This is a genomic window from Vreelandella titanicae BH1 (assembly GCF_000336575.1).
Classification (GTDB): Bacteria; Pseudomonadota; Gammaproteobacteria; order Pseudomonadales; family Halomonadaceae; genus Vreelandella; species Vreelandella titanicae.
Genome location: NZ_AOPO01000005.1, coordinates 20411 through 37211, shown reverse-complemented (window position 1 = coordinate 37211; position 16801 = coordinate 20411). Strand labels below are relative to the sequence as shown.

Here is a 16801-nt window from a genome sequence, read left to right as displayed (position 1 = left end):
CATGCTGTATGACCACCGTACCTATACCTGCACACCTGGCACGTTGAAGAAACAGATGGCGCTCTACGAAAAGCATGGCTGGGCTATCCAAAAACGTCACCTTGGCGAACCTCTGCTATATGGACCGGTAGAAACCGGCAATGTGAATTCCTATGTGCATATCTGGGTGTTCAAAGATGCCGCTGACCGTAGCCAGCGGCGCGCCGCTATGCAGAGCGACCCAGAGTGGGCCGCCTATCTCAAGAAAAGTGCCGAGGCGGGTTATCTAATCAGCCAAGAGAACAAGATTGTGGTGCCCGCCCCCTTCTTTAAAGACTGACCTCGTTATTGATGAATCTCTTCATGAACTGGCTTTCACTGAACGCAGTGCTGTCACGGTAGTGCGTGTCGAAATCCACTCCGGGTCGGTGACGAGTTCAATCACGGCAGGGCGACCCGAGGCCATGGCCCGCTCCAGAGCGGGCTTGAAAGCGGCCGTATCGATAACACGTTCGAAATGCGCGCCAAGCCCTGCTGCCAATTGGCCAAAGTCTGGATTCACCAGATCGGTTCCCGAAACGCGATTAGGATGTTCACGCTCCTGGTGCATACGAATCGTACCGTAAGTACCGTTATTGAACAGCAGTACGATGGGCCGCCCGCCATGCTGTACGGCGGTGGCAATCTCAATACCGCTCATCATAAAACCACCATCGCCGACAAACGCCAGCACACACTTATCGGGCTCGCGTAAAGAAGCTGCCACAGCGGCAGGTACGGAATACCCCATTGCCCCGCAGGTTGAGCCAATAATCCGACCAGGACGCTGGTAAGCCAGAAAGCGCTGCGCCCAACCGGTATGGTTTCCGGCGTCCAGAGTGACGATACACTCCTTCGGTAGACTGTCGCGCAACGCATGCATCGCCGCTCCCATATCGAGCGGGTAATCGTGTGACGGAGGCAAAATATCGGCAAGATACTCATCTCGCAACGTTTTGCACCACTCACTCCAACGGCTGCGCTGCCCCCAGTCGTGAGCGGCTAACGCTGCAGCCAGCTTATCAGGGGCCGAAACAACGCCCAGCGCCGGACTAAACACACGGCCTATCTCATCCGGGTCAATATGCACGTGTATCAGCGTCTGGCTGGGGTTTGGTGAAGTCAGTGTGGTGTAGGTTCGGGTGGTCATCTCGCCTAACCGGGCTCCGACGACCAACAGCAGGTCTGCCTCGGCTAGGCGCTTAATCAGTGACGGCACCACGGCAGTACCGAAATCACCGACATAGCATTCCGAGGCATTATCGAGAATATCCTGACGGCGAAAGGAGCAGGCTACGGGAATACCGTTAGTTTCAGCGAAGGTGCGTATCTGCCCGCAGGACTCATCTGTCCAGCCCGATCCACCAACCAAAATCATCGGACGTTCGGCACGGGAGACCAGGGCAGCAATTTTCTCGATTTCATCTACAGCAACGCCCGGCCGTGATGGCAAATAGGGTGGCGCATCTTCCACTTCGACGATATCGGTCAGCATGTCCTCAGGTAGCGCCAGCACCACCGGGCCAGGCCGGCCTGATGTCGCCACCCGGAAGGCGCGCGCCATGTATTCGGGAATTCGGCGAGCATCCTCAATCTGTGCCACCCACTTAGCCATACCGCCGAACATCACCCGATAGTCAATTTCTTGAAACGCTTCCCGATCCATCGAGCCACGGTCGACCTGACCGATTAGCAGGATCATTGGCGTCGAATCCTGCTGGGCAATATGAACGCCAATAGCGGCATGGCAAGCGCCAGGCCCGCGTGTCACCAGGCAAATCCCGGGGCGCCCCGTCAGCTTGCCAGAAGCCTCGGCCATATTCGCCGCTCCGGCCTCGTGCCGCGCATTGTAGAGGGTGAAGTGTTCACGCTGATCATAAAGCGCATCAAGCACTTCCAGGTAGCTCTCTCCGGGCACACAGTAGCCACTATCAGCCCCGTGGATCAGGAGTTGGTCAACCAGTACTTTTCCCCCGGTACGCGGTAGTGGGCGAGTTTTTGTTGTCATGTTGGCATCCTAATGGCAGAGAAGAGCGCCCCCAGCCGTTCGTGATGTTCAATACAGGAGGCGCATAGCGAGTAACAGAAACCAATCTTGTTGTGTACAAATGTTTATTAAGATCACGGAATGGCATCAAGCTTCGGCTTCTTGCGCAGAATCAGATAGGCGAAAACGACGGTTAATGCCAGGAAAGCAAGGCTGTCTAAACTCGTCAGAAAGACTATCGGGTTACCGTCATTGAACGATAAGGAGCGTCGCAAATACTGCTCCAGATCCGGCCCCAAGATGAAGCCTAGCAACATGGCCACAACCGAATAGTTATGTTTGCGCAGGAAGAAAGCCAACACACCAAACACTAGGGCTAAAAACATCTGAAAAACTGAGTAGGTCGCCACATAACTTCCGACGAGCGCTACCACGGCGATGGCGCTGTAGAGCAAACCACGGGAGATTGAGACGATGCGAATAAAGTACGGCCCGAACAGGAACAGCGTCAACGGGATGAGGATCAAGGCGCTCACAAACAAAGAGGCAAACATGGGCGCTATTAGATCAGCCTGCTGCTCAATGAGACGTGGCCCTGGCTGTAAGCCATTGATAACCAAAACGCCAAGTACAATAGCCGTGGTTGGGTCGCCCGGAATCCCGAACATCAGCATCGGCACAAAAGCACCGCCGCACATGGAGTTATTTGCCGATTCAGCCGCCGCAATACCTTCGCGGCTACCGTTGCCATACTCTTCCGGCTTTTTCGAACCGCGCTTGGCATCAGCATAGGCCACGAAAGCCGCCATTGAGCCACCCGCGCCGGGCAAAATACCAATGGCATAGCCAATGAAAGCACTCTTAATATAGGTAAAGAACCCCACCTCACGAATTTCAGACCACGGCGGAATAAAATCGCGCCGACGAATTTTTAAGCCTTTCGCCCGCTTCAAAGTACTCTCTAAAGAGAGGTTCCAGTTCTGCGCCTGTACCAGTATCTCACTGACCGCAAAGGCACCGATGACCACCGGCATCAAACCGATACCTTCCACCAGCAGTTCAGTGCCGAACTCAAAGCGCGGAATTGGCTGGAGCACATCTATTCCCACGGTAGCCAGCATGATGCCCAGCGTCGTAGCGACAATTCCCTTGGCGATAGCGCCCTTATCGACAATGATGATCACCACCAACGCAAAAAGCACCAGTGAGAACTTCCCTGGGGTGCGGATCAGCAGCGCCAGCTCACCGGCAATGGGCATGAACGCCATGAGCAGTAACGCGCCGATTGACCCACCGATCATCGAGCCCAGCGCCGCGTGCCCCAGCGCATTGGCGCCCTGCCCTTTTAACATCAAGGCGTTGCCTTCCACGGCGGTCATCATCGAGGACGGCGCACCGGGAATATTGATGGTTGTAGCCGTGATACTGCCGGAGTACATCCCCGCCATAAAGATTGAGGCACACATGACCAGCGCAGGTACTACGTCGATCGTATAGGTAATAGGTAACAACAGCGCAATGGCTAGCACTGATGTGAGGCCTGGCATCGCACCGAAAAACGTGCCAATTAAGAAACCGGCTATCATGAAACCAAGCACTTCCCAACTCAACAGCGCTTCGAAACCTCCCAGAAAACTGACAAAGGTCTCCATCAGAACCCTCCTAAAAGGGGAGGTAACCGCACCCCGAAAATACCGGCGAACAACCCATAAAAGAGCGCTGTGACGGCGATCACATAAAATACAAACAAGGCAGGGCGCTGTTTTTCAAAGTCAAAAATAAGGAAGAGTGCTACCAGGAAACCCAGCGTAGCTGGCACGTATCCCAAGGGACGAAACACGGCGATGTAAATGCCTGTCGCTACCACAATCAGCAATGGCCTTAGCAAAGAGCCGCCAGCAGCCGCCTCTGCTTCTTTGCGCCACTCCCCTACAATGACCACAACCAGCGCTGCATACATGATGAATGCCATAAGGATAGGCATAAAGCGTGGCCCCACGATGGTATCACCACCAAACTGAGAGCGTATGCTCAAGGCTTCCGCTAGATAGATCGTAGTCAATATCAGCAAGAAGACTGGAAACAGTAGTGCCGACCTTCTAAAGCGTTCGACGTTGTTCATTGACTCAAAATCCTCTGCTTGAGTTAGCCGTGGCACCGGTAACCGGCGCCACGCTCTTTGAGTAGCGAGTTACTTGGACATCACGCCTGCTTCTACCAGCGCATCCATTTCGCTGAACAGTGACTCGGCCGTTTCATCAGCCCAGACAGTCACCTCATCGGTACCCAGCCAGTTCGGCGTAACACCAACGTTGGCAACCCACTCTTGAAACTCATCACTGTCGTAAGCCGTTTTGTAAGCGCTTTCCAGTACGTTAATGGCTTCTTCCGGGGTGTCTGCTGGTGCGGCGAACACAATAAAGCTGCCAATCTGGAGGTCGATCCCCTCGTCAGCGGTGGTAGGCACATCGGGATACGTCGGGTTTTGCGTATCGGAGAACTCAACGAGACCGCGTACGGTGCCATCTTCCAGGAGATTGGAAAAATCGCCCAGGCTGGTGAGGGCAACATCGACCTCATCGGACAGAATGGCCTCTTTCTGCGGAGCAGCTCCGCCAGGATAAGAGACGATTCGGAACTCCGTACCGGTCAGCTCTTGAAGCTGTAGAATCGCTAGATGGATACGCCCGCCAAGATTCTGAATGGCTACGCGAATCTCACCAGGATTTGCCTTAGCCGCTTCAATAAGGTCATGAATCGTTTGATAGTCGGAATCGGCGTCAACAACGATAGCGTCGGGCTCGCTTGTTACTCGTGCAATCAGCTTCAACTTATCAATATCGTAACTGGGCAGCATGGCTTGCCAAGGCACGGTCACCAGGCTGTCGTAGGTTAACGCGCCAATGGTATAGCCGTCGGGCCGGGCGCTCATAAGCTGGCCAATACCAGTGGCACTCACGCCACCCTCGATGTTTTCTGCATACATGGAAACATCAAGATTTTCTTCAGCGATGGTGGTCAGTTTTCGAACGATTCCATCGGTACCCCCTCCGGCCCCCCAAGGCACAATCACGCGAATATCGCGCTCGGGGTAGTCAGCAAGCGCCACGCCAGTTAGTGAGGATAAAGCGACGGCAGCGGACAGTGTTAGCAGGGCTTTGTTGTTTTTGTACATTGTGTACTCCTTGGTTTAAAACCTATCAGCAAACTATTTCTTATGATCAAGTCATACATCATACAACCTGAAACTTAGTGTGTTCTTGTTAGCGCTACAATAGAGAGATGTAAAAACTAGACCAAAGTCGAGCGCTTACCTAACTGACCACATCTCTCTATCGGTAATACGTCTGGCTAAATCCATCATCATCGAGAAAGTACTTTAACGAACGAGTGCGGGACGCTTAGGATCAAACTCCCACCCAGGAATCAAAAACTGCATCGCCATGGCATCATTTCGCTGTGTGGTATCCAACGATTTATAAAGACTATGCGCCTCCATAAGCTTCTCTTCATCAAGCTCAACCCCCAGCCCTGGGGTGGTGGGCACCTTGAGTTTGCCATTGCGAATGAGCAATGGGTCTTTAGTGATTCGCTGCCCGTCTTGCCAAATCCAATGGGTATCAATCGCGGTAATCTCACCCGGGCAAGCCGCTGCGACGTGGGTCATCATGGCGAGCGAAATATCGAAGTGGTTATTACTGTGAGAGCCCCAGGTCATGCCCCACTCGTTGCAAAGCTCACCCACTTTTACCGCACCTTGCATGGTCCAGAAATGACAGTCTGCCAAAGGTATATCCACCGAATTGAGCTGAACGGCGTACTGCAGCTGTTTAAAATCGGTCGCAATCATATTGGTAGCGGTGGGTAGGCCGGTTCGCTTCTTAAACTCGACCATAGTCTCGCGCCCTGAATAGCTCTCTTCCTGGCCACAGGGGTCTTCAGCATAGCTGAGCAGATGCTTGATAGGCTCCAACACGCGCACCGCTTCATCCAGTTTCCAGGCACCGTTGGGATCAAGCGTCAATCGAGCATCGGGAAATGCTTCATGGAGCGCCCGTATGCAATCAGCCTCCTCTTCCCCACGTAATACACCGCCCTTTAGCTTGAAGTCTTTAAACCCATAGCGCTCATAAGCGGCTTTGGCCAACTTAGCCACGGCCTCGGGTGTTAGCGCTTCTTGGTAGCGTATTTCATCCCAGCTATCCTGTGGGTTATACGCGTTAGGGTATGGCAGGTCTGTCTTGCCCGGGTCACCCAGTAAAAACAGGTAGCCCAATGCCTCGACTTCATCACGCTGACGGCCGTACTGCCCCAGCAGGTCGGCGACGGGTAGCTGTAGTGCCTGCCCATAGAGGTCTAACAGCGCCGACTCAATTCCGGTGATCACGTGTACCGCTACGCGCAAATCAAACGTCTGACGCCCCCGCTCTTCGCGTCCGTTCTGAGCCAATCGCAGGCGAACCTGATTGAGGGTGTGCTTGATGTTATTGATTTGCGAGCCTTCCACCAGCTCACGGCACTGCTCCAGCCCCTTAAGAATGCCGCCACTGGAAGGGATCTCACCCACGCCTTGATTACCTGCATTATCCTCAAGGATGACCACACAGCGGATAAACCAGGGGGCATGACCGCCACTGAGATTTAATAAGAAACCGTCGTAACCTGCGACAGGTACCACTTTCATTGATTTAATTTTTGGAAACATATGTCGTACACCTCTCTTATTATTGACCCAAGTTGAAACTTTATTCAGGTGATCAAGTCACTGGCGCAGGATTAAACAACACCAAATCGTTATGAATTCCCAGCCGGTCGGCAGCGGCCTGCTGGCGCCCACTGGCCACCTCAAGAATGAGATGAAAAAGCTCCCAGCCCACCTCTTCGATACTGGCATCACCGGTGGCAATGCGCCCCGCATCGAGATCGATAATGTCGTGCCACCGTTTTCCCAGCGCTGAGTTGGTGGAAACTTTCAACACCGGCACCATGGCTAGACCATATGGTGTCCCCCGACCTGTGGTGAATACCTGCAGATTCATGCCTGCGGCTAACTGAAGCGTGCCACAGATGAAATCGCTGGCCGGGGTCGCGGCGAAGGTCAGCCCCTTACGGCGTAGCCTTTCACCAGGGCCGATGACATCGACAATCGGCGAGTTGCCCGACTTGATCACCGAGCCCAGCGCCTTCTCAACGATATTGGAAAGCCCCCCCTTCTTGTTGCCCGGTGAGGTGTTGGCGCTACGGTCTGCTTGGCCTTGAGCCAAGTAGTTGTCGTACCACGCCATCTGCTCAATCAGTGCCCTACCCACGTCTTCGTCAATAGCCCGCGGGGTTAACAGATGTATGGCGTCGCGCACCTCGGTAACCTCTGAGAACATCACGCTACCACCCGCCCGCACGATCAAATCGGTCGCAAAGCCCACTGCGGGGTTAGCTGTCACCCCCGAAAAGGCATCGCTGCCGCCACACTGCATGCCGACGACGAGCTCGGACGCCGGGCAGGTTTCACGCTGGCGTCGATTGAGTCGCTCAAGGTGTCGTTCGGCCATGGCCAAAATACCCTCGACCATCTCGCCGAAGCCCTGAAAAGAGTCATCCTGAAGGCTCAACACGTTGGCTTCCGGGTCGGCCGCCTCGGTGTTTTCATAAATTTTCACCGGTCGATCGGAAAGCAGTGTCGAGGGTTGCAGCTTCTCGCACCCCAAACCGATGATCATTATTTCGTTGCCGAAGTTGGGATTCAGGGCGATATTTTTAAGCGTTCGAATGGGCACAATAGCCGCAGGCGCATTAATGGCGACCCCACAGCCATAAGAGTGATTAAGCCCCACCACATCATCCACGTTAGGAAATCGCGGCAGCAGCTCGCGTTTGATCCGCTGCACGACGAAGTCGACGGTACCCGCGACACACTGCACGCTGGTGGTGATACCCAGCACATTTTTGGTGCCGACGCTACCGTCAGGGTTACGAAAGCCCCCGAAGGTATAGCCTTCAAGCGGGTCGGTTTTCGGTGCTGGCCGAGTCGCCAGCGGTAGATCCGCAAGCGGCGGTGGTGTCGGCATGTGCAAGTTGGTCTCGCTGACGTGGCCGCCTTGGGGAATAGGCGTAGCTGCCGTACCGATCACTTCACCGTAGCGAATGATGCGCTCACCCTCCGCCAGATCGACAAGGGCCACCTTATGCCCCTGCGGGACAGCCATTGTGGTGGTAACTCCTCCCTCAATGACGGCACCCTCAGCGAGTCCGCCCGGCTCAACCACGATAGCGACATTATCGTTGGGGTGTATGCGAATCACGCGCGTATTAGTCGTTGTCTGTTTCATGACCCTTTCCTGAGGCTGTGCGTGTACTGCCAGTTACCTGGGTCAGCTCCATTTTTTGCCTGGCGCGGGATTTGAAGCCCATGACGATGGCGAACATTACCGAGGCGACAATCAACCCCCACAGCACCATGGCGATGGGACTCTTGGTGAAAAAGATCGAGAAAGTGCCGAACGACTCCAGGCTCTTGACGAAGTAGACCTCGGCTTGGCTGCCCAAGATAAAGCCAATAATTAGCGGGGCCACTTCCAAACCAATTTTCTGCACCAGGTAGCCTAAAATGCCGAAAATAAGCAGCGTCCAGACGTCAAACATAATGCCGTAGTTGATGGCATAGGCCCCCACTACACACATCATCACAATGATGGGGAAGAGAATATGCTTTGGCACCATCACCACTTTGGCGATGTACTTAATGGCATAGAACATTAAGAAGAACATCACGATATTGGCGAACACCAAAGCCGTCATCATGACGTACCAGGTCTCGGTATTCTCAGGAATAAATAGCGGCCCTACCTGGATGCCCTGCAGGGTGAACGCACCAATCAGTACCGCCGTCGTCGAGTCGCCAGGAATACCTAGCGATAGCAGTGGAATCAAAGCCCCACCGGTCAACGCATTATTAGCGGACTCCGAGGCAATAAGCCCCTGAGGCGCCCCTTTACCCATTTGCGATGAATCACGGGTTAAGTTTTTCTCTTGGGTATACGCCAGCACGGAGGCAGCGCTGCCACCGACCCCTGGCAACATGCCAACGAAGGTGCCAATAAACGACGAACGCACCAGATTGGTCAGGCGTCCATTAAAGATTGAAAGCGAAAAGCCGCCTCCTTTGCTGATCTTTATGCGTTCGTTGACTAGCCCGCTCTTTGCCCCCTTTTCCGCCTCAAGCAGAATCGTGGAAATACCAAAGACACCGATCAGCACCGGCAGCAGGGAAAACCCTTCAAATAAGTAGGGTTCCATAAAATCGAACATCAGCCGGGTCTTGCCATTTCCGCCATCAGATATGCTGTAGTCGCCAATCAGGCTCAACCAGATGCCGATAACGCCACTAAAGATGCCAATCAGCATGCTGCTGGACAGCGAAGCAATGACACTCAGCGCTAATAAAATGATCAAAAACTTCTCTACATAAGAGAACTTGATCGAGAAATCGGCCAGCAGAGGCGCAAACAAGAACAGTATAGCGGCGCTAATAAGCCCGCCGACGACTGAAGCGATGACACAGATCTTCAGCGCTTTCTCACCCTCACCCTTTTGAGCCATCGGGTAGCCATCAAAGGTGGTGGTAATGGAAGAGGGAGTGCCGGGAATATTGAGCAGAACGGCGGGCACCATACCGCCCGAGATACCCCCCACGTACAGCCCCAGTAGCAGCGCCAGACCGTGGTGTAGCCCAAGGGCATAGGTGAGCGGTAAGCAAACAGCGACTGCCATGGTGGCGGTCATGCCGGGGATCGCGCCGAAGATGATGCCGACCAGAGCACCGAACCCGGCGAGTAAAAAGAAGGTTATATCGAGAAGTGAGAGGAATTCCATGGTGGCACTCGCTCCGGTCACGGTAAGGTGATAGTGAACAGCTTGGCGAGAACGAACCAGGCCAGACTAGGGGCGACGATGGCATTGACCACGACGATGGTAAGCGCCTTTTTCGTCCAGTCATGCAGATAGAGCAGTGACATCAGGAGAACGAAAACCATCGATACCAGCAGGAAGCCATAGCCTGTGTAGGGGAACATATCGCCCACCACGGCCATGAAGTAAAAATACGCCGCGATCAAGACGAGAGTGCCAATAAAACGGAAATTATCTCGAGCCTCACCCACAATGGGCAGTGTGCGCTCTCCTCGTTTCACTGATGCCATGAAGGGAGCTACCTTTGTCATTAAAATCAAGACAAAGAGTCCCGCCATGATCCAGTGAATAATCCTCGGGAAAAACAGGTGGGAGGTCTCGAAATCGATGGAGACACTGAGCAGACTTGAAAGACCTGATTCCATAACAGCTCCGGGCATTAGCAGCAGATACCCTGCTTACTATTGTTCTTTCTATAGCGGTTCTATAGCGGCTCACGCATAGGTGAGACACCCGCCACCCACGCAGCGAGTGCCATACCCTTTACTTGATGTTGCTGATGATTTCTTCGTAGCGAGCCATTTTATCGGCGAGATACTCAGAGGCTTCATCAGAAGGCTTGAAGTTGGGGATAAAGAAGGCGTTCTTCTGAGTCTCCTGTATTTCACCTTCCGCATAGATATCCGTTAGCGCTTCATCGATTTGCTCAACAATCGCTGGATCCATGTCTTTGTTGTAGAGGAAGAAGAACTCCTTATCGAATGTAAAACTCTCGTCATCGCCCATTGTGACGTGCACGTTTGGCTCTACATACTCCAGCAGTTGCTCACGAGACGTTTGGCCAAGCCCCTCTTCCGGGGCCTGTTCAATGGTATCTTGCCGGGCCGTCAACCAGACAAAACGCATCGCTTTCTGGTCGTCTTCAGGTAACCGCGTGTACTGCTCGTTAGCCTGCACAGTGCCATTAATTACATCGGCTTGGCCGTCAAAAAGCTGCTGGTTTTTGTCGGATTGAGAACCGGTATTGACAGCGACCAGGTTGTCTTCCTGACCAGGATGCTCAATAGCGATGGCATTTTTCAGGGCACTGAAACCAATCTCCGATACGCCACCCGGCTGGATAGCGACCCGCACAGTCTCACCATTGCCTACTGCAGCAATGATGTCGTCAAGGGTTTGGTAAGGTGAGTCTTTAGGCACCAGGTAGGCATTGCCTGGGTTGATTGCAAGCGTCGGCCCGACGGTATATTTCTCAAAAATATCGTCGTAGCCCTCAACCCCATACAGATGGCCAAGATAGGACTGATCGTGGAAGATCATCAGCGTATTGCCACGAGAGTCCCGGTCAAGTGTGCGAAAAGCAGAGCTTGCACCAACGGCATCCACCTTCATGTTGAGATCCAGCCTTTCAGCTAGCTGATCCACCACAATAGTAGAGTTTTGATACGTATCCCCGCCGGTGGACGTTGAACCGATAACCACACGAATATTGCCCCGCAATGGGCCATCTTGGGCCATGGCTACGCCAGCGCTGACGCTCAATGCTGCCATCAGCGCTGCTGAACCGACACGTGTCATTAATCTATTGGAAATGCGCATACTTTCACCTCTTTCGCTCGTTGTTAAATTGTTATAGCTCAGTGGTTTAATGGCTTAGTGAGCTGGCGCTTTATTACTATTTAACGCGATCGATCAACTTTTTAAGCTCCTGACACTCCGCCTGGGTTGGCATTGTCAGCGGCGCGCGAACACTGCCGGCGGGACGGCCAACAATGTCTGCGCCTGCTTTGATCAGGCTAACGGCATAGCCCGCTTTTCGATCCCGGAGGTCTACGAAAGGAATAAAAAAGTCGTTAGTGATCTGTTTCACAACGTTTTTATTACCTTTGCGCAACTCCTTGTAGAACTTCACTGCCATCTCCGGCACGAAGTTGAAAACAGCCGATGAGTAGGTATTTACGCCAATGGAGACATAGGCCTCGGCAAAAATTTCAGCCGTGGGAACGCCGCCGATATACACCAAACGGTCACCCACAGTTTTGACGATTTTGTTGAGCGCCTGAATATCGCCTTTGCCATCTTTTAGCCCCACCAAGTTGGGACACTGGTCGGCGAGCTGCTGAACAGAATGAGCATTCAAAATGCCATTACCGCGGTTGTAATAAATCACGTTGACTGACGTGGCATCACAAATCTGGCGGGCATACTCCACCAAGCCATCCTGCGGGCACTCGGTAAGGTATGGCGGCATCAGTAGAATGCCGTCAGCGCCCGCTTCTTCGGCCGCTTTTGCAAAGGCCTTGCCGGCTTCAACGCTTAAGCCCGCGCTAGCAATAACGGGCAAGCGACCGTCGATTACTTCGACAGCGACGCGAACAATCTCGCGATACTCATCAAGTGACAGGTTAAAAAACTCCCCCGTGCCACCCGCGACGAAGACCGCCGAGATCTCGTGGCTGATAAACCACTCAAGCCGCTTGCGGTAGCTCGCTTCATCGAAACGACCTTGACTATCGAAATCGGTAATCGGGAACGATAGCAGACCATCGCCGATGGCTTTTGTTACTTCTTGTCTTGAAAACGTCACTTTGCGCCCTCTTTAAAATGTGTTGACCACTGAATGAGCAGACATCACTAGCTAGCCAACAACCTTATGTCATACATCATACAACTTAGAAGATAAGTATCCTGCTAGCAGGGTGCAAGCAGAACTATCGAAATTTAAACCAAAGTAGCAGCCATACCCTGTAAACCTGTTGAGGATTAAAACGCCTTTAACTAATCACCCGCCAGCTCGCAAACAGAGCGCCATAGCATGTCATCGACAACAATCGGCCTCTCTCCATATCGCTGATTAGCGGTCGACTCGCCCGGCCAGCGCACTGTGCGCCCCGGCTCGGCAGGCGTGGTTGCGGCCAGATGAGACTGAATGCCTTCGACAATGCTATCGCAAGCTTCGCGACCACCAAGCTGTTCAGGGTCAAAGACCATAAACACCTGGCTGCAACCGCCGCCACTGCCACGCTGAACCTTATCAATAGCATGGCTAGGACGCCCTTGAGCGAGCAGTGCTGCCAACGCATCCAGTAGAATCGACAACCCAGAGCCTTTCCAGTACCCGGTCGGCAGCAAGCGCCGCGTCGCAGCGATCGCCGCAGGATCACGGCTCAACTCTCCACGCTCATCAAAACCGCCATCAACGGGCAAATGTTCGCCCTTCAGCTGAGTCGTCTGCAGCTTCCCATAGGAGAACTGAGACATCGCCATATCGAGCACCAGAGGCCCGGTGTTATGCGGTACGGCCATCACCAACGGGTTATTGCCAATCGATTGGGAAGCACCACCCCAGGCAGGCATGCACGACTCGGTATTGGTCCACATAATCGTAGCGAACCCCTGCCCAACCGCATGCCAGCCATAGCTTCCGCCCCGCATCCAGTGGGTTGTATCGCGTAACGCCACCAGCCCCATACCATGTTCACGCGCCAACGCCATGGCACGCTCTGTGGCATGAAGTGCATTGACCACACCTATTCCAAAACCTCCATCAAGCACCTCAATCGCGCCCAATCGCTGGACAAGGCTTGGCTTAGCGTCGATATCGACCCAGCCTTTCCCGACGTACTCAATGAAACGCGGAACCCGCCCGATACCATGCGAATGTACGCCGTCGCGGGTACTTTCAGCATGGATTTGCGCGCAGGTCTCAGCATCAGCGGGCTTTAGCCCCGCCTTCAATAGTGATTTCTCAATCGTACTGCGCAACGTCTCAAAATCGATATTAGCCATCACTTCCCACCATTAAAAAAGCCCACTCCGCGAGTGGGCTTCAACACCCCAGCCGCCTCGAATGGCGGCCATGGACTTCAAGCAGCGTCAGGCGCCGCGTCTTGTTGACGAGTACGGTAGTTCTGCCACAGTGTCAGCGCCAGCAACCCACAGGCGATGACTAAAAAGGTAACGCTGATGGGCCGGGTGAAAAACGGTGTCCAATCACCACCGAAGGTCTGCAGCCCCCGCCTCAGGTTAGATTCCGCTATAGGCCCCAGAATTAAACCCAGTATTACCGGAGCGGTTCCAAAGCCATATCGGTTGAGAAAATAGCCGAGCAATCCAAAAGCGAGCATTATGTAGAGGTTAAAAACATCACCATCAACTCCGTAAACACCGATGAAACAGAAAACAATGATAGCCGATATCAACTGCTTTCTTGGCACTAGCAGTACACGAACAAACAGCTTGATACCTAAACACATGATGATAAGCATGAAGAAGTTAGCGACTAAGTACGCTAAAAATATCCCGTAAATGATGCCGCTCTGGCTTTCAAATAGCATCGGCCCCGGCGTAACGCCTTGAATCATTAAACCACCCAATAGAACAGCCGTCGCGGCCTCGCCGGGGATGCCCAGCGCAAGCGTAGGAATTAACGCCCCACCTAATAAAGCATTGTTCGCACTCTCAACGGAGACAATGCCAGCACCATGCCCCTTACCAAACTTTTCAGGTGTTTTAGAAAAACGACGTGCTTGGTCATAGGCTACCAGTGAGGCGATACTGCCCCCAGCGCCAGGCACTGGGCCCACGACAGAACCAGACACTATACCGACGAGAAGGGCGCGCCAATTGCGCAGCGTTTCAATAAAGCGCGGGCGTGCAATATCGACCTTATGGGGGCTATTCTGAAGTTTATTGGAGGGGTCATATTCGAAGGCATCTTTCAGCACTTGTGACACAGCGAATAATCCAATCAGCGCCGGTAAAAGGTTAATCCCGGTCAATAAAGAAAGCTGTCCAAACGTAAAACGGTCGACCCCCGCAATAGGATCTGTACCGATGGTAGAGCAAAAGAAACCTATCAGGCCTGCAATCAAACCTTTAAGAAGGGACTTGCCCGCAACAGAAGCAATAATGACTAGCCCGAAAATACTCAGCGAAAAATACTCCGCAGCACCGAATCGCAATGCAAACTCAGCGATGGGTGGTGCGAGAAGACTTAACACCACCATACTTGCTACACCGCCAAAGAAAGAGGCAACAATTGCCAGCCCCAGGGCTCTCCCCGCTTCCCCCTTTTGAGCCATTGGGAAGCCATCGAACGTCGTCGCGACCGAGGATGGCGTCCCTGGAATATTCAACAATATGGCGGGTATCGAGCCACTGGCACCAGCACCACACAGGGTACCCAGCAGCATACCAATACCCATCACAGGCGGCATTCCAAAGGTTACCGGCAATAATAGGGCTATCGCCATGGCCGATGTTAAGCCAGGCAATACCCCCATGATAATACCTAGGAAAGTCCCACCGGCAATCGCCAATAATGTACCCAACTGGAAGACCAGCCCCAAACCATCAATATAACCCGTTAGCATCTCACTTCTCCTTCTTCAATCCGGCAGTGGGATATTGAATAGTTCGGTAAATACATAATAGATAACCAATGATAAAGTGAACGCAAAAACTGTATACGCTGCTAGGTTTCGAAGTTTTCGACTATTGCTTAATTTTTGAAATTCACCGCTAGTTATGACAAGGCAAACGACATTTAAAAAGCAAAATATCGCTGTGCTTGCGATATACCCCAGCCGCTCGAAAGAGTTGATATAAACAATAATCAAAGCCACGATGGTCAGCCATTGCAAAATGCCTTTCTTCGGAGCAGTGGCATTAAGGGCTGTTACGCCTTCCCGCACTCGCCTTGCAGCAAGCCATTCGTAAGAATCACGTATTAAGCAGGGCACAGCACACACAAAAATCAAGCCAGAAATCAACTTTGGAAAAGAAGCGGGGGAAAGCCCCCCCGCCATGCTGACTGCTGGCAGCGTAGTGGCCATATAAAACCCAATTGCCGATGCCACCACAAGAAACAGATCAAAGATCGGTTTACCTATATCCTTTGCCATCAGTCACTAACTCCTTATTTTATTTAGCAGCTAAGTCGCCAGCACTGTCTTTCATCACTTCAGCAGATTCAGCGATAAACGCCTCTAACTCATCTCCATACAGCGGTACAATATCCAAGCCCAGATTCGAGGCAGTCTCTTCGAAGGATCCTTCGTCTACAATTTCTTTAATGGCGTTGACCCACGCTTCCTTAGCCTCTTCCGGTAGGCCATCAGGGCCCGCGATGCCGCGCCATACTGTCAGAGACAGGTTGTAGCCTTCCTCTTGGAAAGTGGGGACATCGGGCAGCGACTCGCTACGCTCTGCGTAGGACATACCCAAGGCTTTCAGACGACCGGACTCTAGCGCCGAGCGAAGTTCCGCCCCACCTAGCACCACGGCATCCACGTGCCCGCCCATAGCAGCGGAGATAGTCTCAGAACCACCGGGATAGGGAATGAAGTTAAAATCGACTTCAGCGGTATCAGCAAAGGCCACCGCCGCAATGTGAGCTGATGACCCTACCCCCGAAACCCCAACTTGCACCGAGGTGCCTTCCTTCGCAGCCTCGACCATAGCGTCCAAGTCGGCGTATTCACTGTCTTCACCAACAGCGATGACGTAGGGTTCTTCAAGAATCTTGGCGACAAAATCAAAATCTTCGTAGGTAAAGTCAACATTACCCAACGCCTCCAAGGTCAGCAGTGCATTGCTGGCGGCAGCTAAGGTATAGCCATCTGAATCTGATGCCTGAGCACGTGTCAGCCCCACGGCTCCGCCGCCGCCCGAGATATTGCGAATGACCAAGTTGGTATCGAGTTTTTCTTCCAGAAGCGGCTGTAGTGCGCGGACGAAGGTGTCGTTGCCGCCACCGGCTGAGAAGGGCACGATCATATCGATGTTTTGCTCAGGATATTCAGCAAATGCACCAGCACTGGCCATCATTGCTGTTGCCACAGATAAGCTTAGCGCTAACTTTTTCATTGTAATGTCCTTCTTTGTCAT

The 16801-nt window shown here is 53.0% G+C and carries 15 protein-coding genes; 1 reads left to right on the top strand and 14 read right to left on the bottom strand.

What is annotated here, in order from left to right; translation table 11 throughout:
* The first annotated feature begins 1 nt into the window (after window position 1).
* Window positions 2-319: an NIPSNAP family protein gene (locus HALTITAN_RS10965; protein WP_022521774.1), complete on the top strand. Its 318-nt coding sequence runs from the start codon at window positions 2-4 to the stop codon at window positions 317-319.
* 21 nt (window positions 320-340) lie between these two features.
* Here the strand turns inward: HALTITAN_RS10965 and HALTITAN_RS10960 are convergent, their stop codons facing one another.
* The 14 genes from HALTITAN_RS10960 to HALTITAN_RS10895 form a co-directional block, all read right to left on the bottom strand.
* Window positions 341-2026 (bottom strand): thiamine pyrophosphate-binding protein, encoded by a 1686-nt coding sequence (locus tag HALTITAN_RS10960; RefSeq protein WP_039859240.1) that lies wholly within the window; start codon window positions 2024-2026, stop codon window positions 341-343.
* Window positions 2027-2139: 113 nt separating this feature from the next.
* On the bottom strand, window positions 2140-3657 hold the full coding sequence (locus HALTITAN_RS10955; RefSeq protein ID WP_009287149.1) for a tripartite tricarboxylate transporter permease: 1518 nt from the start codon (window positions 3655-3657) through the stop codon (window positions 2140-2142).
* A complete protein-coding gene (locus tag HALTITAN_RS10950) occupies window positions 3657-4127 on the bottom strand; it encodes a tripartite tricarboxylate transporter TctB family protein (protein ID WP_039859239.1) in 471 nt (156 codons plus the stop codon). The genes HALTITAN_RS10955 and HALTITAN_RS10950 overlap by 1 nt, the downstream gene beginning before the upstream one ends.
* Before the next feature lie 69 nt (window positions 4128-4196).
* Window positions 4197-5180 (bottom strand): Bug family tripartite tricarboxylate transporter substrate binding protein, encoded by a 984-nt coding sequence (locus HALTITAN_RS10945; RefSeq protein WP_009287148.1) that lies wholly within the window; start codon window positions 5178-5180, stop codon window positions 4197-4199.
* Between the two features lie 204 nt (window positions 5181-5384).
* Window positions 5385-6710 carry an enolase C-terminal domain-like protein gene (locus HALTITAN_RS10940; protein ID WP_009287147.1) on the bottom strand — a complete coding sequence of 442 codons (1326 nt, stop codon included), beginning with the start codon at window positions 6708-6710 and terminating at the stop codon, window positions 5385-5387.
* A 52-nt stretch (window positions 6711-6762) separates the two neighbouring features.
* Entirely contained in the window at window positions 6763-8331 is a 1569-nt protein-coding gene (garD, locus tag HALTITAN_RS10935) for a galactarate dehydratase (RefSeq protein ID WP_009287146.1), read from the bottom strand.
* Window positions 8312-9874 carry a tripartite tricarboxylate transporter permease gene (locus HALTITAN_RS10930; RefSeq protein WP_051051997.1) on the bottom strand — a complete coding sequence of 521 codons (1563 nt, stop codon included), beginning with the start codon at window positions 9872-9874 and terminating at the stop codon, window positions 8312-8314. Before HALTITAN_RS10930 ends, garD begins: the two co-directional genes overlap by 20 nt.
* A 17-nt stretch (window positions 9875-9891) precedes the next feature.
* Entirely contained in the window at window positions 9892-10335 is a 444-nt protein-coding gene (locus tag HALTITAN_RS10925) for a hypothetical protein (protein WP_022521782.1), read from the bottom strand.
* A 118-nt stretch (window positions 10336-10453) separates the two neighbouring features.
* A complete protein-coding gene (locus HALTITAN_RS10920) occupies window positions 10454-11509 on the bottom strand; it encodes a hypothetical protein (protein ID WP_009287144.1) in 1056 nt (351 codons plus the stop codon).
* 76 nt (window positions 11510-11585) lie between these two features.
* Window positions 11586-12497 carry a 5-dehydro-4-deoxyglucarate dehydratase gene (gene kdgD / locus HALTITAN_RS10915; RefSeq protein ID WP_009287143.1) on the bottom strand — a complete coding sequence of 304 codons (912 nt, stop codon included), beginning with the start codon at window positions 12495-12497 and terminating at the stop codon, window positions 11586-11588.
* Between the two features lie 191 nt (window positions 12498-12688).
* Complete coding sequence (yiaK, locus tag HALTITAN_RS10910; RefSeq protein ID WP_039859238.1) at window positions 12689-13699, bottom strand: 3-dehydro-L-gulonate 2-dehydrogenase; 1011 nt, start codon at window positions 13697-13699, stop codon at window positions 12689-12691.
* A gap of 77 nt (window positions 13700-13776) precedes the next feature.
* Window positions 13777-15285, bottom strand: a complete 1509-nt coding sequence (locus HALTITAN_RS10905) for a tripartite tricarboxylate transporter permease (protein ID WP_009287141.1) — start codon at window positions 15283-15285, stop codon at window positions 13777-13779.
* A gap of 15 nt (window positions 15286-15300) precedes the next feature.
* On the bottom strand, window positions 15301-15816 hold the full coding sequence (locus HALTITAN_RS10900; RefSeq protein WP_009287140.1) for a tripartite tricarboxylate transporter TctB family protein: 516 nt from the start codon (window positions 15814-15816) through the stop codon (window positions 15301-15303).
* A 19-nt stretch (window positions 15817-15835) separates the two neighbouring features.
* A complete protein-coding gene (locus HALTITAN_RS10895) occupies window positions 15836-16780 on the bottom strand; it encodes a Bug family tripartite tricarboxylate transporter substrate binding protein (protein WP_022521784.1) in 945 nt (314 codons plus the stop codon).
* Between the last annotated feature and the right edge of the window lie 21 nt (window positions 16781-16801).